This is a genomic window from Streptomyces sp. NPDC050418, from assembly GCF_044458745.1.
GTDB lineage: Bacteria > Actinomycetota > Actinomycetes > Streptomycetales > Streptomycetaceae > Streptomyces.
The window spans coordinates 34,299-55,124 of the sequence record NZ_JBITIG010000002.1 but is presented as its reverse complement, the minus strand read 5'-3'; the positions used below and the strand labels follow the sequence as shown (position 1 = coordinate 55,124).

The following is a 20,826-nucleotide window of genomic DNA, read 5'->3' as shown; positions in this document are numbered from 1 at the left end:
AGGGCCCGTCGCGGCTTTTCGGGTCCCCGGTGTGTCCTGGGTCAGTGTCATCGGGTGGCCTCCAGAGGTCGCGCCTTCGGTGCGTCGGCAGGGTGGTGGCAGGCGAACCTGTGGTCGTGCGCGCCGTCGCGGTCCACTGGCGGTGGCGGTGTGGTGGCGCACAGTTCGGTGGCCGCGGCGCAGCGGGAGGCGAACCGGCAGCCCGCGCCGAAGGCCCGGGGCGCGGGCACCACGCCGCGGATCTGGTGCAGCCGCCGCGAGCCTGCCTCCAGGGAGACCACAGAGCTCAGCAGCCCACGGCTGTAGTGGTGGGCCGGATCGGTCAGCAGCGCGCGGGTGCTGCCGACCTCGGCGACCTGGCCTGCGTACATGACTGCGACGCGGTGCGCGAGATCGCCGACGAGGGCGAGGTCGTGCGAGACGAGCACCATGGCGAAGCCGAGCTCGTCGCGCAACTGGACAAGCAGCTCCACGACCTGGGCCTGCACGGTGACGTCGAGCGCCGTCGTCGGCTCGTCCGCGATCAGCAGGCGAGGGCTGCGCGAGAGCGCCATGGCGATCAGGACGCGCTGGCGCTGGCCTCCCGAGAGCTCGTGCGGGTAGCTGCGCAGGGTGCGTTCGGCCGAGAGGCCCACCAGTTCGAGGAGTTCGGCGGGGGTGCGCGTGCCGCCGCGTGAGGTGAGGCGCTTGAGCTGGGTGCCGATCAGGACCGACGGGTTGAGCGAGGACATGGCGTCCTGGTAGACCATGGCGATCTCAGGACCCATCAGAGCGCGCCGTTGCTTCGGCGTCAGCGTCAGCAGGTCACGGCCGCGGTACAGGATCTCGCCGGAGGCCTCGGCGTTGCGGGCGAGCAGGCCCATGATCGCGAGGCTGGTGATGGACTTGCCGCAGCCGGACTCGCCGACCAGGCCCAAGGTCTCTCCCTCGCGCACCGTGAAGGAAATGCCGTCGACGACACGGGTGTCGCCGTACCGGTCGGGGAAACGGATCGACAGATCGCGTACGACGAGGAGTTCGTCGGCGTCGTCCGGCAATGGGGCGACCGCGGGTGCGATGTCGGCCAGGCGGTCGGCCAGGTCCTTGAGGGCGGCGCCGACCTCGTCCTCGTCCGCAACCACAGCGGTGGGCGTCTGTGCCTCGTCGGTGCCACCGGTCCGGCTCGTGTCGGGCGAGGCCGTGGCGTCGGTCATGCCCTCGGACAGGATGTTCAGGGCGAGCACGGTGATCAGCAGGCACAGGCCGGGGAAGAAGGTGGCCCACCAGCCGCCGGACAGCAGGATCTGCCGGCCGTATGCAAGGACGCTGCCCCAACTGGGGTCGGGGTCCTGCACACCGGCGCCGATGAACGAGAGACTCGCCTCGAAGATGATCGCGTCCGCGACCATCACCGTCGCGAACACCAGCACAGGGGCGGCGCAGTTGATGGCGACGTGCCGGGCCACGATGTAGTGCCGGCGCGCGCCGATGACATGCTCCGCGGCCACGTAGTCCTCGCCGTACTGCTCAAGGACGTTGGCGCGCACAACGCGGGCGAGAGACGGCGCGTAGACGAACGCGATGGTGAAGATGATGACCGGGACGCTCGGTCCGAACACGGCGACCAGGACGGCTGCGAGCGCGATCGGCGGGAACGACATCACGACGTCGAGGGTGCGCATGACCGACTCGTCCGCGAACTTGCGCGAGGTCGCCGCGAGAGCGCCCAGCACCGAGCCGATGACCAGAGCCAGCAGAGTGGCGCCGAGACCGATGACAAGCGAGTAGCGGGCGCCGTGCACCACGCGAGCAAAGACGTCGCGGCCGGCCCGGTCGGTGCCGAACCAGTGTTCGGCGCCGGGCGGCATGGCCGGGGTTCCCGTGGCGAGCGGATCCTGGGTGAGCAGGGGAGCGAACAATGCGCCGAGAACGACGACAAGGAGCACGCCCAGCGCGATCCGGGAGGTCAGGGGCAGGCGCCGCAGCCGGGCACCGGGCCTGGCGAGGCGCTCGGCGAGAGAGCGTGGGGCGAGCATCACACCGTCCTGATACGCGGGTTGACGAGCAGGTAGAGCAGGTCGACGACGACGTTGACCACGAGGAACGCGATGGCGATGCTGAGCACGGTGCCCTGGACGAGCGCGACGTCACCGCCGGTGACGCCTTCGAGGATCAGCTTGCCCATGCCGGGCAGGTCGAAGATCGCCTCGATGACGACGGCACCGCTGAGCAGATAGCCGACCTTGACCCCGAGCACGGTCAGCGGGGTGACCAGGGCGTTGCGCAGCACGGACCGGATGACCAGGAACGGCGGCAGTCCGCTGCCCTTGGCGGTGCGCACGTAGTCACGGTCCAGTTCGGCCACCATCGACGTACGGATCAGGCGGGCCAGCGACGCGGCGACGGGCAGCGCCAGGGCGATGGCGGGCAGCGCGAGTGAGCGCAGCCAACCGGTGAAGGAGTCGGAGGGGTTGACGTAGCCGCCGGTCGGGAAGAGCGGTGTGTTGAGCGCGAACTGCTGGATCAGGAGCACGCCGAGCCAGAACGACGGCAGGGCGATGCCGGCCATCGACACGACGCGGAAGACCTGGTCGGGCCAGCGGTCGCGGTACACGGCGCTCGTGACGCCGAGGACCAGCGCGAGCACGATGGCGAGGGCGAGGCCGAGCAATGTGAGCTGGAGCGTCAGCGGGAACGCAAGGATGATCCGGTCGACGACCGGTTGGCTGGGCGGCATTGTGACGCCCAGGTCGCCCTGCAGCAGTTGGCCGATGAAGGTGACGTACCGCACCGGCAGCGGGTCGTCGAGACCGTTGGCCTCGGCGAACGCCGCACGTGCCTCGGGGCTCGCGCTGTCTCCGAGCGCGTTGTACGCGGGGTCGGCCGGCGAGAACTGCAGGACGACGAAGACCAGCAGCGCGATGCCGAGGATCATCACCGGCATCATCGCGACGCGGCGCAGCGCGAGCCGGAGGAAAGCAACCATCGTGAGGTTCCTAGGGATTGAGGGGCCGGGCCCGCCCCGCGTCAGGGAGCAGGCGGACCCGGCGGCCTTGGGGGATTGCGCTCAGGCGCGGCCGACGCCGATGAAGGACAGGCCGGTTGTGGGCAGCGGCTTGAAGCCCGCGAGCGCGCCGGAGTCCCAGCCGGTCGGCAACTTGCGGTGCAGCACCGGATAGAGCGCGGCTTCCTCGGCGACGAGATCGGTCACCTTGCCCCACAGGTCCTTGCGCTTGTTCTCGTCCGCGGTGCTCGCGGCACGGTCGAGCAGGGACTTGGCCGACTTGTACGCTGCCGAGCCGGCCCAGCCGTAGCGCTTCTCGGGCCAGAACCCGTAGTAGAACCAGCGCAGCAGCAGGTCGGCGTCGTTTCCGAAGACGGACGGGTCACCGGGCGCGGCCAGCGCGTCGAAGTCGCCTTTGTCCACCTTCGCGTACTGGGCGGGGGACTGGGCGATGTCGAGCGTGGCGTCCACGCCGACGGCGGCCCAGCTCTCCTTGATCAGCGGGGCGATGTCCTTGACCCAGCCGGTGTCGGTGAGGAGCAGCGTGAAGGAGAGCTTCTGTGCCCCGGCCTCTGCGAGCAGCTTCTTCGCCTTGGCGACGTCGTGACCGTAGACGGTGGACGCCTTGTGGTAGTCCGGGTGCGTCGCCGGGACGTAGCCCATTGCGGGTTCGGCGTTGCCGAGCAGCGCCGTCTTGATGATCTTCTCGGTGTCCAGGGCGTAGTGCAGCGCCTGGCGCACCCGCTTGTCGGCGAACCGCTTGTCCTTGCAGTTGAACATCAGGAACAGCAGCCCGAAGGACTGGACCGACTCGACCTTGTGCTTGCTGCTGATGCCCTTGATGTCGATGTAGGGGACGTCCTCGATGGCCTGCACACGGCCGGACTGCAGAGCGCTGACCCGGGCGGACGGGTCGGCCATCAGGCGCCACACCATCTTCTTGGTCTTGGCGGGCTGCGGGCCGTTGTACTTGTCGTACGCCTCCATCACGATCTTGTCCTCGCGGACGGCCGAGACGAAGCGGTAGGGACCGGAGCCGACCGGCTTGGCGTCGAAGGCCTTGGCATCCTTTCCGGCGATCTTCTTCGGCACGATGCGGACGACGGATATCCGGGAGGGGAAGAGCGCGAAGGAATGCTTCAGCTTGAACTCGACGGTGCCGGCGTCTATTGCCTTGACGGTGTCGATGAACGGCACGAACTGGGCCATCAAGGAGGCGTTCTCCGGGTCGAGTACGCGCTCGAAGCTGAAGACGACATCCTCGGCGGTCACGTCGGAGCCGTCGTGGAATGTGGCGCCCTTGCGGAGCGTGGCCCGGTAGGTCGTCGCGTTGATCTTCTTCGGCATCTCTGTCGCCAGTGCGGGGCGAGCGACCAGGGTGGCCGGGTCGAGGTCGACGAGCCCCTCGAAGATGTGCATGTTCGCGGCGTAGGGCGTGGCGCCGGAGGTGATCATCGGGTCGAAGCCCGTCGAGAGCGGGTAGGACAGACCGGCTTCGATGGTGTCCGAGGCGCCCCCTGACTCTCCTGAGCCGTCACCGCTGGAGGCGGGGCCCCCGCAAGCGGTGAGGCCGGCTGTGATCGCGGTCGTCACACCGATGGCACTCGTGTATCTCAGGAAGGTGCGGCGGTCGACGCCGGCTGCGCTGCGCGAGGGCAAGGGGTCCTCCATGCGGACAGGGTGGCTGAACAGCGGTGGCTGGATCGGCTGAAGGTCAACTAAGGATGACCAGGAAGTGGCCGATCGGATGGTGAGTGTGGTCGAAACCTCACCGATTGACCATCGGACGTCTGACGTCCGATGCCTTGATAGTGTGGGAAGGTAGTCCGGTCAAGGAGAGGGGTCAAGAGGTGGCGATGAGGCAGGGGGCCACACGTCCGATCGCGCCGGAGCCCAAAGTGGCGCGTCAGCCGCTCCGGCAGGAGGTCGTGGACGGCATCAAGTCGTACATCTTGCGCTATAAGCTGCGTCCCGGTGATCCGCTGCCGTCCGAGCCCGCGCTATGTGAGGCTCTGGGGGCGAGCCGATCCAGCGTGCGCGAGGCGATCAGGATCCTCGCCGCTCTCGACATCGTCGAGGTACGCCATGGGCACGGCACCTATGTCGGCCGGCTCAGCCTCTCGGCGCTGGTGGAGAGCCTGGCCTTTCGGGGGCTGCTCAGCCCGGACGACGACTTCCAGGTGCTGTCGGACCTCATCGACGTGCGTGAGTTGTTCGAGAGGGGTATGGCCGAGCGGCTGGTGCGTGACCTCGGAGACGAGGAGGCCGACCGCTTGCAGGGGTTCGTGGACATGATGCGCAAGGCGGGTGATGGCAAGGGGCCCGGTTTCATCGATGCCGACCGCTCCTTCCATACGCTCCTGATCGCTCCGCTGGGCAACGACCTCATCGGTCAGCTCTCCGCGGCGTTCTGGGATGTCTACGCCATCGTCGCCCCGCACCTTGACGTGCTGACGCATGAACACGGGGCAGCCACGGTCGCCAATCACCAGCGCATCGTGGATGCCGTGCGCGCACGTGACTCCGCAGAGTTCTCGGCTGCCCTGACCGAGCACTACGGCCCCGTGCGTCGCCGGATCGCGGAGGCGCGCGCCCGCCGCTGACACTGCCGGCAGCACAGTGGTCGCAGCCGCGCCTGACCCTCACCTGAGGGGCGGGCGCGGCTCATGCATGCCCGCATTCGGCCGGGGCGGGGCACTCAACGTCTCGCGTGCCCTGCCCACTTGACGCGCCTCGCGGAGCAAGCCTAGGGTCCGACAACAGCAGACATCAGACGTCTCCTCACTTGATGGAGGTGACGTCGACGTCCGCGCCGCCACGACCGGGCACCGGACAACCGCGCACCGGCCCTGCGTTTCACACCGGCCGGCGGGCGCGATGACGTGTCTCGGTTCCTTCCCGGCTGCTGCCCGGTTCCGGGCCCCGCACGATCCCCGATTCGCCAGACCACACTCGAAAAGAGGACTGTCCATGCGGAGAAGAGTTCCCTTGGCGGCGGCCGCCGCTGCGCTCGCCATCGTGTCCACCACGACCAGCGCCCACGGTGCCACGGCCGGCACGCTCACCTCGCAGGACCTGGCCACCGCGGGCACGGGATCCCCCTACTACCGGATTCCTGCCCTCACCCGCACCACGGAGGGCACACTGCTGGCCGCGTACGACGCGCGCCCCACTCTCGGTGATCTGCCCGGCAACCTCAGCGTGGTGCTGCGACGCAGCACCGACGGCGGCGCTACGTGGCAGGCGCAGCACACCGTCCGCAAGGACGCCGCGCCGAAGGGCTACGGAGACCCGAGCTTCCTCGTGGACCGGGAGACCGGCCGCATCTTCCTCTTCTACGCGGCCTCCGTGAACCAGGGCTTCTTCGGGTCGGCCACCGGAAGCGACGAGAGCGACCCGAACGTGCTGCAGGCCGATTACAGCTACTCGGACGACGACGGCCTGACCTGGCAGCACGAACGCATCACCGCGGACATCAAGAACCCCGCGTGGGGAGGCATCTTCGCCGCCTCCGGCGAAGGCATCCAACTGCGCCACGGGACATACAAGGGGCGCCTGATCCAGCAGTACGCCATCCGTCACAGCGGAACCAACTACGCGGTGAGTGCCTACAGCGATGACCACGGCGCCACCTGGAAGATGGGCGAACCGGTCGGACCCGGAGACGAGAACAAGACCGTCGAGCTGTCCGACGGCCGCGTCATGCTCAACAATCGTTCGGCCCCGTATCGCACGGTGGCCTATTCCGACGACGGCGGCGTCACCTACACGGCGCTCAAGCAGGACACCGAGCTGCCCGACCCCGCCAACAACGGCTCGATCACGCGCTTCGCCCCCGACGTCGCCGCCTCACACCCGCGTGCGTCCTGGCTGATGTTCAGCAACACCGCGACCACCAGCGGTCGTAGCAACCTCACCGTCCGCCTGTCCTGCGACAACGGGGAGAACTGGCCGATCCGCAAGACCGTCGAGGCGGGTTCCGCCGCGTACTCCACCCTCACCCCGCTGAGCTCCGGCACCGGCTCGAACCCCCGCATGGGTCTGCTGTGGGAGCGTGACAACTACCGGAACATCACCTACTCGTCGTTCGACCTGAAGTGGCTCGGCGGCGTGTGCGCCCCGGTGAGCGTCACCCCCGGCTCACTGAAGGCCGGAACGACCACCGAAGTCGCCGTGCGGGTTGTCAGCCAGAACGACGTGACGCTGCCCGCCGGCTCGGTCTCGCTTCGATTGCCACAGGGATACACCGCCCCGGCCGTGACTGTCCCCTCGCTCAAGACCGGTCAGGGAGCCACTGTGCGCGTGCCGGTCACCGTTCCGGCGAACGCCACAGCCGGCGAGGTCAAGACGACCGCCGACTATGAAGTCCGGGGATGGCAGCACTCGTACGGCGACGCCACCTTGACGGTTGCCGCTCCGTAGCGCGGTGGGGCCGCCGCTCGCCCGCGTCGGCGGCCCCTTCCACCGGTCGCGGGCGCATCCGCGCACCCGCGCATAAGCCCATATCACTCACGCACAAACCCGTACCACCCACGTACAAATGGAGCCACCATGCCCTCGTCCCTGCCCCTGTGCGGCGTCGTGCCGCCTGTCTGCACCCCGCTGGACGCGGCGGGTGAGGTCGACACGGCCTCGCTCGCCCGGCTCGTCGACCACCTCGTCGACGGCGGCGTGCACGGACTGTTCGCGCTGGGCTCCAGCAGCGAGGTCGCCTTTCTGACCGACCGGCAGCGTGCTGTCGCACTCGAGGCAGTCGTCGAGGCAGCTCGTGGACGCGTGCCCGTCCTGGCCGGCGCCATCGACATGACCACCCCCCGCGTCGTGGAACACGCCCGTGCTGCGCGGGCGATGGGCGCCGACGCACTTGTCGCCACCGCCCCGTTCTATGCCCGCACCCACCCGGTCGAGATCGCCCGCCACTTCCGCACAGTGCGCGAGCGCGTCGACCTGCCGCTGTTTGCCTACGACCTGCCGGTGTCCGTGCACAGCAAGCTGTCCACCGGACTTGTACGCGACCTTGCCGAGGACGGCACACTCGCCGGGCTCAAGGACAGCAGCGGCGACGAGGGTTCGCTGCGACGCCTCATCGTGGAGCTCGGCGGTCGGCACGGCCGCGCGGAGGGGCCCGCGCCCGCCTTCAGTATCCTCACCGGCTCCGAACTGACGGTCGACGCAGCCCTGTTGGCGGGAGCCGACGGCGTCGTGCCCGGTCTCGGCAATGTCGACCCCGCGGGCTACGTACGCCTGTACGACGCCGTGCGGGGCGGCGACCTCGACACCGCGGTCAAGGAACAGGAGCGTCTCGTCGAGCTGTTCGCCCTGGTCGACGCGGGGCCGCAGGACACCATGGGCCGCAACTCCTCGGCGATCGGAGCCTTCAAGCACGCCCTGCGGCTGCTCGGTGTGTTCGCCCATGGCACGACCGCCGCGCCGCAGGTTCAGCTGGGCGACGACGCCATCGCGCTGGTGCGCGAACGCCTGCGTGCCGCCGGAATGCTCACCGTCCGATGAGCCGGTCGGCAACCACGCGGGCGGCCACCGCACGGGCTGCATCAGCGCGATCGGCAACGACGCGGCCTGCGACCGCGCCGGAGCATCCGGTCATCGGCCTTGACCTCGGCGGCACCAAGATCGACGCCGCCCTGGTGGCGGCAGACGGAAGCATCCAGGCCCGGCACAGTGTGCCGACCCCCGCACAGCAGGGCGCCGCCGCCGTACTCGACGCCCTCGCGATCGCTGCGGAAGCGGTCCGGGCGCCCACGGCGCGGGAAGCCGGCACCGGGCAACCTTCCCTTCCGGACACCGGGGTCGTGCCCCGAGCCGAGGCGATCGGCGTGGCCGCCGCCGGTGTGATCGACCCCGTCTCCGGGACCGTCACCAGTGCGACCGACACACTTCGGGGCTGGGCCGGTACCGCACTGGCCGACGAGCTGTCCTCCCGCACCGGCCTGCCAGTCGCATGTGACAACGACGTGCGCGCCGCCGCCTACACCGAGCTGACCCACCTGGACGAACGGAGCGGGTCCCTCGTCTATGCGGCGGTCGGCACCGGCGTCGGCGGCGCCGTCGCGGCCGCCGGACACATGCTGCATGGCGCTGCCGGCATCGCAGGGCACCTCGGACACCTCCCCGTACCCGAAGCGGCCGGTCTGCCCTGTACATGCGGAGCCGAGGGCCACCTGGAGGCCATTGCCGCCGGACCTGCCATCGCCGCCCGGTACGCGCGCGTCACCGGGACCGCGGTCGGCCCTCTCCAAAGGGTCGCGTCCTACGCCGCGCACGGAGACCCGCACGCCGTCTCCGCGATCACCTTCGGCGCCCGCGCCGTCGGCCGCGCTCTGGGCGGCCTCGCCAACGCATTCGGACCCGAGCTGGTCGTGGTCACCGGCGGAGTCACCCGCATCGGCGACCTGTACTGGAACGCGCTGTGCGAGGCGTTCGCCGGTGAATTGATGCCACCCATCAGGGACCTGCGCATTTCGCCTCCGCGTGTCGGACACGACGCGGCCGTCCTCGGAGCGGCGTCCCTCACCCGCATCCTTCCTCTGCACACCCACGGCACCGCCGGAGTACCCCGATGAATCCCAGCGCAATCGTCGACGCGCTCACCGGCCGCCTCATCGTGTCCTGCCAGGCACCACCCGGTGACGCGATGCGGCACACCGACACCCTGGTGCGGATGGCACTGGCGGCTCGTGACGGAGGCGCCGCCGCCATCCGTGTCAACGAACCCGAGGTCGTCTCGGCCGCCGTCGCGGCGGTCGACCTCCCCGTGATCGGCCTGTGGAAGGACGGCGACACCGGCGTCTACATCACGCCGACGGTCCGTCACGCCCTCGCCCTGGTGGACGCGGGAGCGTCGGTGGTCGCCGCCGACGCCACATCCCGCCCTCGCCCCGACGGCAGTACCTTCGACGAGCTCGTATCAGCCGTGCACCGGGCCGGCGCCCTGGTGATGGCGGACGTCGCGACCCTCGCTGAGGGCATTGCGGCCGTTCGCGCGGGTGCCGACCTCGTGTCGACGACGTTGTCCGGCTACGTCCCGGGTTCTCCACCGCAGACCGAGCCCGACCTGCGTCTGGTCGCCGAGCTCGCCGCGGCCGTCGCCACGCCCGTCGTGGCCGAAGGACGCATCGCCACTCCGGCCCAGGCCGCGCAGGCACTGGAGGCCGGTGCGGCGGCCGTGGTGGTCGGCACGGCGATCACGGCTCCCACTGCGCTGACCCGGATGTTCGTTGCGGGCATGGACAGCCTCCGTTCGGAGTGACGGAGTGACGGAGTGACGGAGTGACCGGCCGGGCAGGTCGAACCGCCGTCGCGAGAGACGGGCGGTTCGGCGCTGGGGGAGAACGGCCGGCGGTTGCGGCCACGTCGGCCGATGCGCCCAGGACGCACAGTGAGTGCAGAGGAGCGGACCGCGCGAGGCCTTCGTGGCATCGCGCGGTCCGCTCATTGGGCCGGCCGGGCGGCGCACCTCAGCCCTTGCGCGCCGGCTCTTTCGGCCCGCCGCTCTTGACGAGCCGGCGCTGGGTGCGGCGTCCGGCGAGGACGGCGAGCGGCGCCGCGCGGAGGCCGAGGCGGGGCAGGGCGTCGGCGATCCGGGCCTGCAGCCCGCGAGCGGCCGGGAGCGTCGTGACCGGCCTGGGCCGGTCGAGGACGGCGGCGACGGCGGCGGTGACCTCTTCCGGCTGCAGCAGCTTGCCGGAGAAGGAAAGCGCGGAGGCGGGGTCTTCGAGCTTGTCGTGGAGCATCGGCGTCCAGATGCCGTCTGGGCAGACGCATGAGATGTCGATGTCCTTGATGCCTGCCAGCCGAAGGTCGGCCAGCGTGCTCAGACTGAACCCGATCGCCGCGTGCTTCGATGCCGCGTAGACCGCCTCGCCTGGCACGAGGGTGATTCCGGCCAGGGAGACGATGTTCACGATGTGCCCGCCGCCGTGCTCGCGCATGGCATTGACGGCGGCGACGGTGCCGTTGAGGGTGCCGAGGGCATTGACCTCAAGCATCAGCCGGCGGGTGTCGGGGCTCTGCTCCCAGGCGGGCCCGGTCACCAGGACGCCTGCGTTGTTGACCCAGACGTCGAGGCGGCCGGTCCGCTCGATGATCTCGTCGCGGGCTGCGTCGACCGCCGCGTGGTCGCGTACGTCCAGGACATGGGGGATGGCGCGTTCGCCGAGTTCGGCGGCGGTCCTGCGGGCCGCGGTCTCGTCGACATCCGTCACCAGGACCGTGAGTCCGCGCGCGACAAGGAGCCGGGCGATCAGCCTCCCGAGGCCACGGCCCGCTCCGGTGACGACGGCTCCGGAGGGGGTGCGAGCGGCATTGCGTCCGTGGGCACGAGGGCTCATCGCAGTCCTGCCTTGATCCGCCCGTAGGAGATTCCGCCATGGACATAGGTGGGTACGACCGGCCAGAAACGCTTCCAAGGCGCGAGTTCGGTCGAAGGGAGGATCTGGAGCCAGCGCGGATCCCGTCGGCACGGGTCGGCCAGCGTCTTCTCCTTGACCATGGAGTCGTACTGGTCGAGGGAGTCCTCAAGGGTGTTGGCGTTGGGAACGATTTCCCTGCCGAAGTTGCGGTGGTACTTGCGCACGCCAGGGATACGGGACAACTCCGGCTGCCAGTTGTCCAGGGAGATGCCGTTCTCCGACGACACCCAGACGCCGTCCGGGGTGTTGATCACCAGCGAGTGGTTGCCGTCCGTGTGTCCGGGGGTCCAGAGCAGGGCGATCCCGGGACCGAGTTCGATGTCGCAGTCGAAGGCGACGAGCTTGTCCGGATCGACGCCGTCCAGACCGCCGTCCACGTACCAGGCCCACTGCATCGGGTGCAGCGACTGCAGCGTGGCCAGCTCGCGTGAGTGCACCAGCATCCTCGCGTCTGCGAAGAGGGGACGGCGGGGGGCGCTCTCACCGTCGATGATGCGCGAGGAGCCGAGGATCATCCGCGGGTCCTGCACATGCAGATGATCGAAGGTGCAGAAGTCGATGTCTCGGGAGCTGAGACCAACCTTGGACAGGACGTCGCCGGGCTCGTTGTAGTACTTCAGCACCACCCGCTCGGCCAGCTTGCCGCCTGGAATCCTCCCCATGAGCTTCTGCAGGTTCCGGTAAAAGGGAGCCTCCGCCGAACCGTCGGGGACCGTCGGCTCGAAGACCAGCGTGCGCGGTCTGCCGTCGAAGTCGTCGTACTGCACCACGATCATCCGGTTGATCATCGAGATCAGCGGCAGCGTCGGCACCGAGACCGCGCCGTGGAAGGCGTATGCGACCGGGTACGGCGCCGCGGCGATGTCCACCGACTTCACTGCCCGGACCTGGCCCTGCTCCTTGAACCGCACCTTGTACGCCGCAGCGGCCTCGCGGACCGCCCGCAGCCGCTCACCCCGCGGCCATACGTCGTGCACCCCGTCGAACTCGGGGATCGACCGTGCTCCGATTCCCGCCAGGTGACCGGCCGTTGGCCTGTGCTGCTGTTCGTTCCGCTGATCCTGCATGCGCCGTCGCTCCTCGTGTGTCAGGGACCCAGGCGGGTCAGCATGCACTTCGACACCGCTCAGAACTTGTTTCAGCACGACAGCGCTTCGGTGGGTGTGGTGTGGCCGACGGTCTGAGTTCGCGGAGGCTGCGGTCTTCACCGCGCCGGGTTACCTCCGGTAACGTCCGGTGCGTCGATGTAGCGATCATTCTTAGATGCTGGGCGGGATCAAATGAGAAGCACTGCGATGCGACAGGCGGCGGCCGCGGTGGTCGGTGCGATGGTCCTGGCCGCGCTGCCGGCGGCCACGGCGTCGGCGCAGCCGAGCGTGACATCGTCCGTGGCAAGTGACTCGGCGAGTGACTCCTTCTACACCTACGACGGCGAGAAGCCCCTGGCGTCGTTCGCGCCGGGTGCCGTACTCAAGAAGCGGACGCTGCCTTACCACATCATGGGTTTGAAGACTCCGGTAACAGCGATCCAGCTCCTCTACCGCACCACCGACGCCCAGGACCGTCCTGCAGCGGGCGTCACCACCGTGGTGCGGAGTCTGTCCGGCGACGGCGCCAAGGCGGTGTCGTACCAGTCGTTCTACGATTCGCTGAACCCGGAGGACGGCCCCTCGCGTGCCATCGCCGGAGATCTGAGCCTCGGCGGGCTCATCCCGAACGTCGAGAATGTGTTCCTGGTGCCGTTGCTGACCAAGGGGTACAACGTCATCATCCCGGACACCGAGGGACAGAACGCCGACTTCGCGGCCGGCCCGGAGTACGGGGCCACCACCCTGGACTCCATCAGGGCCGCGACCAGCGCGGCGGCCGGGACGGGCATGAACGGCGAGACCCGGGTCGGTCTGATGGGCTACTCCGGCGGCGCCATCGCGACCAACTGGGCCGCGGCACGCGCGCCACGGTACGCGCCCGACGTCAACCGCAGGCTCGTCGGTTTCACTGAGGGCGGCCTCCTGGTGGCCCCGGCACACAACCTCAAGTACGTGGACGGCTCCCTCGCCTGGTCAGGTGTCATCCCGATGGCGATCATCGGCATCGCACGGTCCTACGACATCGACCTCAAGCCCTACATGAGTGACTACGGCATGGAGGTGTACCGGGAACTGGAGAAGGGCTCGATCATCGACGCCCTCGGCCGCTACCCCGGACTGACCTGGAAGAAGCTCGCGAAGCCCGAATACGCAGACCCCAACTCGGTCCCCGAGTTCATCGAAGCGATCAACAAGATCAACCTTGGTTCGGCCGACACACCGACCATTCCCGGCTACATCGCGCAGGGCAACGGCGGCGTCCTCGAAGGCACTTACGGCAACCCGCCGGGTATCGGCACCGGCGACGGCGTGATGGTCGCCGGCGACGTGCGGGCTCTCGCCCGCCAGTACTGCGCCACCGGCAACGCCTCGATCAAGTACCGGCAGTACGAGCTCCTCAGCCATGTCCCGACGGCCCTGGCGTGGGCACCCGGAGCCCTCACCTGGCTCGACGACCGGTTCGAGGGCGAGAAGGCGCCGTCGGACTGCGGACGCATTCCCGTCGGCAACTCACTCGATCCGGAGCGGCCGACGCTCACTCCGTGAGCGTTGTCGGAAGGCGCCCGGGTGCCCCATCATCCGAACCGGCGTCACGAACCGCTCGCCTGCCGCAGCGTGCGAGGACTCACGCCGTACCAGCGGCGGACAGCGTGGGTGAGTGAGGACTGCTCGGTGAAGCCGGTCAGTGCGGCGATCTGGCCGAGCGGCAACTGCGTGCAGGTGATCCACCGGTGTGCGGCTTCACGCCGCACACCGGCGAGGATCGCTTCGAAGGAGGTCCCCTCCAACGCAAGTTGACGTTGCAGAGTGCGGGGGTGGGTGCGCAGCAGGCGCCCCGTGTGGGCAAGGGTGGGCGTGAGCGTTCCGAGCGTTTCGGCCAGCGCGAGCCTGACTTGGGAGGCCACGGTGTCGTTCGGGTCGTGGTGATCGCGTGCCAGGTGGCTCAGGGCGATCCTCCGGATTCCGGCGTCGGCTCCGGCGAAGTGCTCGTCGAGGACACGCCGATCGACGCAGAGTGCGCCGCTGGCCGCCGCGAACCGTACGTCGCAGCCGAAGAAGTCGAGATAACGCCGGACCGGCGAGACGGGGGAGTGCGGCAGTTCTACCGAGCGCAAACCGGTGATTCCGTCCAGCAACAGGGCGGCCACGTGATGGAACAATCCCAGGCCCAACTCCATGGCCTGTGGAGAGTACAGAGATTCCCGCAGATCCTTTCGGTACGTCAGGGCGACCACGCCTCTGCGACCGTGCGGATCCGGTTCGACGCCGATGCTCAGTGCGGGGCTGTGCACGAAGAGGAAACGTGACGCGCACTCCAGGGCCTCCGCCACGGTCGACGAGGATTCGATCGCCACGGCAAGCCGCCCCAGGATGCTGAGGTCCTGGCGTTCGGCCAGTCGCAGCCCCAGATCGAGGCATCCCAGCTGCTGCGCTGCCACATCGAGCATCCGGTCGTGGGCAGTGATGGACACCAGGCCGTCGTCCGACTCCAGGACCTGTCGGGGAATGCCGAACCGGTGGAGCAGAGCGTCGACATCACCGCCCAGTTCCTCGACCAGCGGCCCGAACCCTCGCAGGCTGGCGGCGCGGATCATGGGGCCCATGCACGTAAGGGTAGCCAACGGGCCGGGCAGCGCCGTCGGGGCACTGAGCGGTGACGGTTCCCCCGCGGCTCAATGCCACGTGTGGGCCCGGTTCTCCTGGCCAGGGCCCACGCCGGTGGTGAGGCTTATCCCTCTTAGCCTGCAGCCTTGCCCGTCACATTGACCGTCTCGCGTGCCGGCGTGAGCGTTGCGTAGTAGTCGTACACAGGTGCGCGGCCGAAGGCCGGTTCATGCGGGGGTTTGCCCCTGTTCGTGGACAGTTGCGTGGAATCTGACCGCAGCGGAGATCATCTCCCTCCAGTATGACCACGGACTGTGGAGATGTGTTGGGCACGGCAGTGCTGGAGGAGAAGTGGCTGGTGCTCGGCCGGTACGAACGAGCGGGCCAATTGGCTGCAGGTGTGGACCGACCTGGGCAGGGCGCCTCGGACGATCGACGCCTACGCCCGAGGGCTGGCAGAGTACTTGGCCGCCGCTTGCGCGGCGGCAACTGCGCAGCCACCAGATCCTGGCCAGCAGCCGCTATATCCGCAGTTCACCCTTGCCGCGCTCCAGGCCGGTGCCAGCCACGTCATCGCCCAGGACTACGACCCCATGTCGGCGTACACGTGAACGTGCATGGCCGCGTACGGACGTGCAGAGTTCCTGATGTGCTGATGTTCATGGTTCGGCACTCTGCTGCCTGTTGGTCGAGGTCGCAGAGATGGGGTGGCCGTGGTCCTGGATCCGCAGCGCTGGCTGGGACTACGGCGTCTTCGTGACCTGGTCGAGTCCGGAGCGATGAGCTTGACCGAGGTCGCCAAGGAGACGGTCCTGAACTGGCGGACAGTCAGCAAGTACCTGGCAGCCGACGGACCCGTTGCATTGGCTGCAGGCCGTTGCGAGGCGGGAAAGGCTGTCGGCCACGGATTCGGCGCGGTCGAGCAGAGGCGTGACCGGCGACGATTCCTGGTAGCCCGAGGGGGAACTAGGCAGCACAGAGCCGGAGTCGGCGAGGCAGGATCGGCTACACCTCGAATGGGGACACGACCAGCGTCCGCCGATGACCTGACAGGGTTGTGCCGCCGAAACCGGGTGTATCTAATCAACGGCGGATCTGCTGATCAAGGGAGAGACGCCATGTGAGCGGGCACTCCGCCAGCCTGCGACCACCACTCGGCCACCGCCCTCCACCCGGACACGCAGGTAGGACCCGATAGGCTCATCTGAGAAGTGCTTCTTTCTATGCAGCCAACAGGGCTCTGGACAAGCCTTATCGCTGCAGGTCAGGAGCGCTTCTCGCTTATCTGACAGACAGGCCACCTCGCGAAAGCACGAGGCTAGTTAGTAGGTGGGCGAAGGGGGCTGATGTGGTGGGCGCGGGTGTGGGGGAGTTGCGGGACGGGGACCCTGTTGCTCTGGGGCCCTGGCGGCTGCTGGGAGTGCTGGGCGAAGGGGGCATGGGGACCGTCTACCTGGGGCAGCAGGGGCGGCCGGTCGCCGCGGTCAAGACCGTGCGGGGAGACCTGGTCGACGACCCTCGCTCGGCCGCCCGGTTCCGCAGAGAGCATCAGGCCGCCGATGCCGTGCACAGTCCCTACGTGCCGCGGCTGCTCGGCGCCGACCTGGACGACCAGCAGCCCTGGATTGCCACGGAGTTCGTAGCCGGGCCGACGCTGGAGCGGTGTGTTGAGGAGCGCGGCCCGCTACCCGCCGACTCCGTGCGGGCACTCGGTGCGATGCTCGCCTCCGCGCTCGCAGCGCTGCACGCGGCCGGGGTGGTGCACCGGGACCTCAAGCCGTCCAACGTGCTGCTCGCCGCCGACGGGCCCCGCCTCATCGACTTCGGTATCGCCCGCATCCCCGCCGCGACCACGGTCACGGTGACGGGGCAGCGCCCCGGCTCCGCCGGCTATATGTCGCCCGAGCAGATCCTGGGGCGCGAACTCGGCCCTCCCAGCGACGTGTTCACTCTGGGGGCCGTACTGGCATACGCGAGCACCGGGCATCCCGCCTTCGGCGGCGACGGGGGCGCGTTCGCCGACTTCGCCATCGTGCATGAGGAACCGGAGCTGTCGCGGGTGCCGGACGCGCTGGTCGGCGTGGTGCGCCGGTGCCTGGACAAGGAGACGGACCGGCGGCCGGACGCAGGGTCAGTGGCCGCCCAGTGGGGGTTGCCCCCCGCACCTGCCGCGGCTTGGCTGCCTGAGCATGTCGTACGGGACATCGGCGAACTCGAGCAGCGTGTGGGGGCGTTGGCCGTTGACCGTCCCGCTCGGCCGAGTCGGCGGCGGGTGCTCGGACTGGCGGGGAGCGCCGTGATGCTCACCGGTCTCGGGGGAGCCGGTTGGCGGTGGCTCGAGCGTGACGGCGGCTCCGGCGATGATGTGCCGCTGTGGGACGGCCCGCCCGGCGAACGGCCCGCACCGGTGTGGAGCACGTCAGGGCTGGCTCCCGACATGCCCTTCGGGCCCGCCCAAGCTGGCGACGTGCTGCTGGTCGCGAACCAGGGCGGCCGGGTGACCGCCCTGGAGCCGGGCACGGGGGAACCGCTGTGGTCGTACGCGTCGGCGAGCGCCCCGGTGCCGGGGGCCGCCGGCCCGGTGCTGATCGGACGGGACGGCGTACTGCGCGCTGTCGACTCGCATACGGGCGAGGTGAAGTGGCGGGGACCGGGCGGGCTCGCGCGGCTGCTCGCTGTTGAGGCGGAGACTGTGTACGCGGCCGACTCCGACGGGCGTGTCGTTGCCGTACGGCAGGGGGCGCGTGAGGTGTCGTGGCGGACCGGGATGGGCGTGATGAAGGTCGGCGCGGTGGCCGCTGTGGGAGGCGGGGCGCTGGTGCTCACCACCGGGGGCGGCGACGTGATCGCGCTCGACTCCGCTTCGGGGGGCGAGCGATGGACGGCTCAGGGGGCCGTGCGCGGTCAGCGGGTCGCCCTCGGCGGCGGGCTCGCGGTACTGGGTGAGACGCCCCTGGTCGGTCTCGACGCAGAGTCCGGCACCGAGCGCTGGCGGGCCGAATCGTCCGGCGAATTCGACCGGTTCCGGGCGCCGGTGATCCACGGCGGGCGGGTCTACGTCGCCAATGGTGACCTTGTGCGCTGCATACAGCTGGCGGACGGCTCCGGCGTACGGGAGATCACCGGAGCGGGCGGCGCCTTCGCGCCCGGGCCACCGGTGGTGGCCGCCCACGGCCTGTATGTGCCGCTGGAGGCCGGGCCGGACGGCGTCGCCGCGTTTCCTCTGGCGGGGAACGCGGAGCGCTATCGCTTCGCGCCCCGCTCCGAGGCGGACGGGGCGTGGGCGGTGGCGGCGGCCGGTCAGGTGGTGGCGGTACAGAACGGCGCCGATCTGTATGCGCTGCCCCGGTTCTGAGCCCAGTGCTCTGCGGGGCGGGCAGCGGGGCGTGCCGCTTCAAGAACCGATCATTGCCGCCGAGCGTCCTTTCTCCCGCCTGGCACCGCACCAAGGGGTCCAGAGTGTCGGATGGGCCCGGTGGGGGGTATGAAGTTCGCGTCACAGCAGGGGGGTTGGGGCCGAAGTGTCGTTACGGAACAGTGGTCTGTCGGATCTGCGCGATACCGATCCGCCGCGGATCGGGACGTACCGGCTGCTCGCGCGACTACGGGAGAGCGCGGCCACGCTGGAGTACCTCGCCAGGGACGACGACGGGGACACGATCGCCCTGCTCGTGCCGCACCCTGGACTGGCCGCTTCCTCGGCGCTGCGGCGAAAATTCCGCGCCGAGGCAGATCTCGCCCGGCGGGCCGCCGCCCCGTGGACCGTGCAGGTGCGGGAAACCGGGGAGGACCACCTGGCCACGGCATTCCGCCCGTCCGTCACCCTCGGGGCGGCGGTCTCCGGGTACGGCCCGCTGCCTGAGCACGCCGTACGCATCCTCGGCGCCGCGTTGGCCGAGGCGCTGGTGCGGCTGCATGCACTCGTGCCCACGCACCGAGGGCTCGCCCCGCATACGGTGCTCCTCGCCGCGGACGGGCCGCGGCTCGCCGGGTTCGGCCCGCTGGCCGCCGCCACCGACCTCGATGAGGCGGCAGCAGGCGGTCATGGCGGGCCGCGGCTGACGCTGGGCTATCTGACGCCCGAACAGGTAGCCCTGGCGGCACCCGAGCCCGCATCCGACGTATTCATGCTGGGGCTGCTGCTCGTGTACGCGGCCACCGGGGGCAACCCCTTCGGCTCGGCCACGCCGGAGGCCCTCGCGACCGCAGATGCCGATCTGGGCGACGTACCGGCAGGGCTGCGCCCCCTGCTCGCCCGCTGCCTCGACAAGGACCCGGCCAGGCGCCCGACCCCGGACACGGTCGCCGCGGACCTCGCACCCGGCGGTGCCGCCGCGCTGCTCCGGGAGGGATGGCTCCCGGGGCCACTCGTGACGGAACTCGCCGAGCAGGCGGCGACCGTCCTGACGTTGGAGACGCCGGAGACACCCGAGGCGGGGGGAGAGCCGCTGACCGGGACCCTGATCGAGCCGAAGCCGGCCGGGCAGACCGCCCCTGCCCCTGCGAACCCTCCGGCCCGCCGCACCGTGCTCGCCGCCGCGGCGGGGCTGGTAGTGGGTATGGGGGTGGGCGGTGGCTGGGCACTCGCTGCGGCCCCAGACGCCCCGACGCCCGCCAGACCGACGACCCGAGCGAGCAGGCGTCCCCATACGGTGCCCGGGACACCACCGACGGCGCTGTGGCACTTCAAAGCGCCGGAATCGGTCACCAGCCCCTTGGCGTGGAACGACGAGGCGCTGATCGTTCCCGCCATCGGAAACACCACCTCTGTCGATCTGAAGACCGGGAAGGTGCGCTGGTCCAAACCGCTGAGCTGCAAGTGGGGGCCGGTCGTCGTCGGAGACGACCTCCTGCTCACGGATGACATCGGTCTGACACGCTTCTCGGCGCGGACCGGCGTCGTCCGCGACCGGGACAAAACGGTCGCCGTGACTGACCTGCTCGCGCAGGACGGCGGACGGGTATGGCTGGCCGGCTACACGCTGGACAAGGGGTACGACCATCTCGTCTGCTACGACGCTGTGGAACGCGAGGTGGTGTGGCGTACCAAGCTGCCGAAGGACTTCGTGTACAAGACCGCGGGAGACGAGGTGACGGGAGCGCTCGGGCGGAAGTTCCTCTACGTTCAGCGCCGAGTTCTCACGAAACCCCATGACTACCTGGAGCGCGGCCGGATGCACTTCCTGGCGGTCGACCGCGACACCGGAGAGCCGCGCTGGGAGCAGTGGTTCGGCAAGAAGAGCACCAAGAACTACTGCTGGATCTCACCGGAGGGTGTGCTGTATGGCAGTGGGAAGTGGGACTTCGCGGCGTACGACCTGAAGAGCCTCGATGAGCAGTGGAAGTACGAGGATCCCGACGGCCTCGGGTCCTTCAGTGCACGCGCCGTCCTCCTGGAGGGCGCATCGCTGTATGCCGTGAGTGGCTCCGGAAACACTTATCGCCTCAAAGCCGCTGATGGCACACCTCGTTGGAGCACAGATACGGGGTCTCCTTCCGCCGAGTACGCCGCACTGGCCACCGGTGTCAACGGGGCGCCGCTTTACCGCATGTCCTGGGACTCGGCTGTGGCCCTTGAGCCCGAAGACGGCACGATCCGGTGGGAGTTCCGCGGAGTGGGGGACGATGTAGGCACCTGGCAGGCCTACAGCGGCACCGAGGTCGTCGTCTTCGCGCGCGAGACCGGTCAGCACTTCTTCGCCCTGCCCGTCGAATGACC

14 protein-coding genes and 1 pseudogene are annotated in these 20,826 nt (G+C 69.4%); 9 read left to right on the top strand and 6 right to left on the bottom strand.

Annotated features, from left to right (window positions below):
- Window positions 1-47: 47 nt before the first annotated feature.
- The 3 genes from ACIBI4_RS04405 to ACIBI4_RS04395 all read right to left on the bottom strand — a co-directional run bounded on the left by ACIBI4_RS04405 (window position 48) and on the right by ACIBI4_RS04395 (window position 4,654).
- The gene (locus ACIBI4_RS04405; RefSeq protein ID WP_399202079.1) at window positions 48-2,015 is read right to left on the bottom strand and encodes a dipeptide/oligopeptide/nickel ABC transporter permease/ATP-binding protein; all 1,968 of its coding nucleotides are present in this window, start codon (window positions 2,013-2,015) and stop codon (window positions 48-50) included.
- Entirely contained in the window at window positions 2,015-2,965 is a 951-nt protein-coding gene (locus tag ACIBI4_RS04400; protein ID WP_399202078.1) for an ABC transporter permease, read from the bottom strand. The genes ACIBI4_RS04405 and ACIBI4_RS04400 overlap by 1 nt, the downstream gene beginning before the upstream one ends.
- A gap of 81 nt (window positions 2,966-3,046) precedes the next feature.
- On the bottom strand, window positions 3,047-4,654 hold the full coding sequence (locus ACIBI4_RS04395; protein WP_399202077.1) for an ABC transporter substrate-binding protein: 1,608 nt from the start codon (window positions 4,652-4,654) through the stop codon (window positions 3,047-3,049).
- Window positions 4,655-4,839: 185 nt separating this feature from the next.
- On the opposite strand from ACIBI4_RS04395, the gene ACIBI4_RS04390 reads away from it, so the two are divergent.
- The 5 genes from ACIBI4_RS04390 (at window position 4,840) to ACIBI4_RS04370 (ending at window position 10,250) form a co-directional block, all read left to right on the top strand.
- On the top strand, window positions 4,840-5,586 hold the full coding sequence (locus ACIBI4_RS04390) for a FadR/GntR family transcriptional regulator (protein ID WP_399202640.1): 747 nt from the start codon (window positions 4,840-4,842) through the stop codon (window positions 5,584-5,586).
- Between the two features lie 367 nt (window positions 5,587-5,953).
- The gene (locus ACIBI4_RS04385; RefSeq protein ID WP_399202076.1) at window positions 5,954-7,405 is read left to right on the top strand and encodes an exo-alpha-sialidase; all 1,452 of its coding nucleotides are present in this window, start codon (window positions 5,954-5,956) and stop codon (window positions 7,403-7,405) included.
- Between the two features lie 129 nt (window positions 7,406-7,534).
- Window positions 7,535-8,494 carry a dihydrodipicolinate synthase family protein gene (locus ACIBI4_RS04380; RefSeq protein WP_399202075.1) on the top strand — a complete coding sequence of 320 codons (960 nt, stop codon included), beginning with the start codon at window positions 7,535-7,537 and terminating at the stop codon, window positions 8,492-8,494.
- A 134-nt stretch (window positions 8,495-8,628) separates the two neighbouring features.
- Window positions 8,629-9,564, top strand: a complete 936-nt coding sequence (locus tag ACIBI4_RS04375; RefSeq protein WP_399202074.1) for an ROK family protein — start codon at window positions 8,629-8,631, stop codon at window positions 9,562-9,564.
- Window positions 9,561-10,250, top strand: coding sequence for an N-acetylmannosamine-6-phosphate 2-epimerase (locus tag ACIBI4_RS04370; RefSeq protein ID WP_399202073.1), 690 nt, complete (start codon window positions 9,561-9,563; stop codon window positions 10,248-10,250). The genes ACIBI4_RS04375 and ACIBI4_RS04370 overlap by 4 nt, the downstream gene beginning before the upstream one ends.
- Before the next feature lie 208 nt (window positions 10,251-10,458).
- Here ACIBI4_RS04370 and ACIBI4_RS04365 read toward each other — a convergent pair whose 3' ends face one another.
- Both ACIBI4_RS04365 and ACIBI4_RS04360 read right to left on the bottom strand, forming a co-directional pair.
- Window positions 10,459-11,331: an SDR family oxidoreductase gene (locus tag ACIBI4_RS04365; protein WP_399202072.1), complete on the bottom strand. Its 873-nt coding sequence runs from the start codon at window positions 11,329-11,331 to the stop codon at window positions 10,459-10,461.
- Window positions 11,328-12,479, bottom strand: coding sequence for a hypothetical protein (locus tag ACIBI4_RS04360; RefSeq protein WP_399202071.1), 1,152 nt, complete (start codon window positions 12,477-12,479; stop codon window positions 11,328-11,330). The genes ACIBI4_RS04365 and ACIBI4_RS04360 overlap by 4 nt, the downstream gene beginning before the upstream one ends.
- Before the next feature lie 228 nt (window positions 12,480-12,707).
- On the opposite strand from ACIBI4_RS04360, the gene ACIBI4_RS04355 reads away from it, so the two are divergent.
- Window positions 12,708-14,048 carry a lipase family protein gene (locus ACIBI4_RS04355; protein ID WP_399202070.1) on the top strand — a complete coding sequence of 447 codons (1,341 nt, stop codon included), beginning with the start codon at window positions 12,708-12,710 and terminating at the stop codon, window positions 14,046-14,048.
- A 44-nt stretch (window positions 14,049-14,092) separates the two neighbouring features.
- Here ACIBI4_RS04355 and ACIBI4_RS04350 read toward each other — a convergent pair whose 3' ends face one another.
- The gene (locus ACIBI4_RS04350; protein WP_399202069.1) at window positions 14,093-15,106 is read right to left on the bottom strand and encodes an AraC family transcriptional regulator; all 1,014 of its coding nucleotides are present in this window, start codon (window positions 15,104-15,106) and stop codon (window positions 14,093-14,095) included.
- A 714-nt stretch (window positions 15,107-15,820) separates the two neighbouring features.
- On the opposite strand from ACIBI4_RS04350, the pseudogene ACIBI4_RS04345 reads away from it, so the two are divergent.
- From ACIBI4_RS04345 to ACIBI4_RS04335, 3 genes and pseudogenes are all read left to right on the top strand, one after another.
- A pseudogene (locus ACIBI4_RS04345) lies at window positions 15,821-15,970 on the top strand (IS21 family transposase); the annotation flags it as partial.
- Window positions 15,971-16,455: 485 nt separating this feature from the next.
- Entirely contained in the window at window positions 16,456-18,462 is a 2,007-nt protein-coding gene (locus tag ACIBI4_RS04340; protein ID WP_399202068.1) for a PQQ-binding-like beta-propeller repeat protein, read from the top strand.
- A 166-nt stretch (window positions 18,463-18,628) separates the two neighbouring features.
- Complete coding sequence (locus tag ACIBI4_RS04335) at window positions 18,629-20,824, top strand: PQQ-binding-like beta-propeller repeat protein (RefSeq protein ID WP_399202067.1); 2,196 nt, start codon at window positions 18,629-18,631, stop codon at window positions 20,822-20,824.
- The last annotated feature ends 2 nt before the right edge of the window (window positions 20,825-20,826 follow it).

Bases quoted from the DNA above. Each gene is read 5' to 3' on its own strand.
- ACIBI4_RS04405 (WP_399202079.1), bottom strand. From the start codon at position 2,015: ATGCTCGCCCCACGCTCTCTCGCCGAGCGCCTCGCCAGGCCCGGTGCC.
- ACIBI4_RS04400 (WP_399202078.1), bottom strand. From the start codon at position 2,965: ATGGTTGCTTTCCTCCGGCTCGCGCTGCGCCGCGTCGCGATGATGCCG.
- ACIBI4_RS04395 (WP_399202077.1), bottom strand. From the start codon at position 4,654: ATGGAGGACCCCTTGCCCTCGCGCAGCGCAGCCGGCGTCGACCGCCGC.
- ACIBI4_RS04390 (WP_399202640.1), top strand. From the start codon at position 4,840: ATGAGGCAGGGGGCCACACGTCCGATCGCGCCGGAGCCCAAAGTGGCG.
- ACIBI4_RS04385 (WP_399202076.1), top strand. From the start codon at position 5,954: ATGCGGAGAAGAGTTCCCTTGGCGGCGGCCGCCGCTGCGCTCGCCATC.
- ACIBI4_RS04380 (WP_399202075.1), top strand. From the start codon at position 7,535: ATGCCCTCGTCCCTGCCCCTGTGCGGCGTCGTGCCGCCTGTCTGCACC.
- ACIBI4_RS04370 (WP_399202073.1), top strand. From the start codon at position 9,561: ATGAATCCCAGCGCAATCGTCGACGCGCTCACCGGCCGCCTCATCGTG.
- ACIBI4_RS04365 (WP_399202072.1), bottom strand. From the start codon at position 11,331: ATGAGCCCTCGTGCCCACGGACGCAATGCCGCTCGCACCCCCTCCGGA.
- ACIBI4_RS04360 (WP_399202071.1), bottom strand. From the start codon at position 12,479: ATGCAGGATCAGCGGAACGAACAGCAGCACAGGCCAACGGCCGGTCAC.
- ACIBI4_RS04355 (WP_399202070.1), top strand. From the start codon at position 12,708: ATGCGACAGGCGGCGGCCGCGGTGGTCGGTGCGATGGTCCTGGCCGCG.
- ACIBI4_RS04350 (WP_399202069.1), bottom strand. From the start codon at position 15,106: ATGGGCCCCATGATCCGCGCCGCCAGCCTGCGAGGGTTCGGGCCGCTG.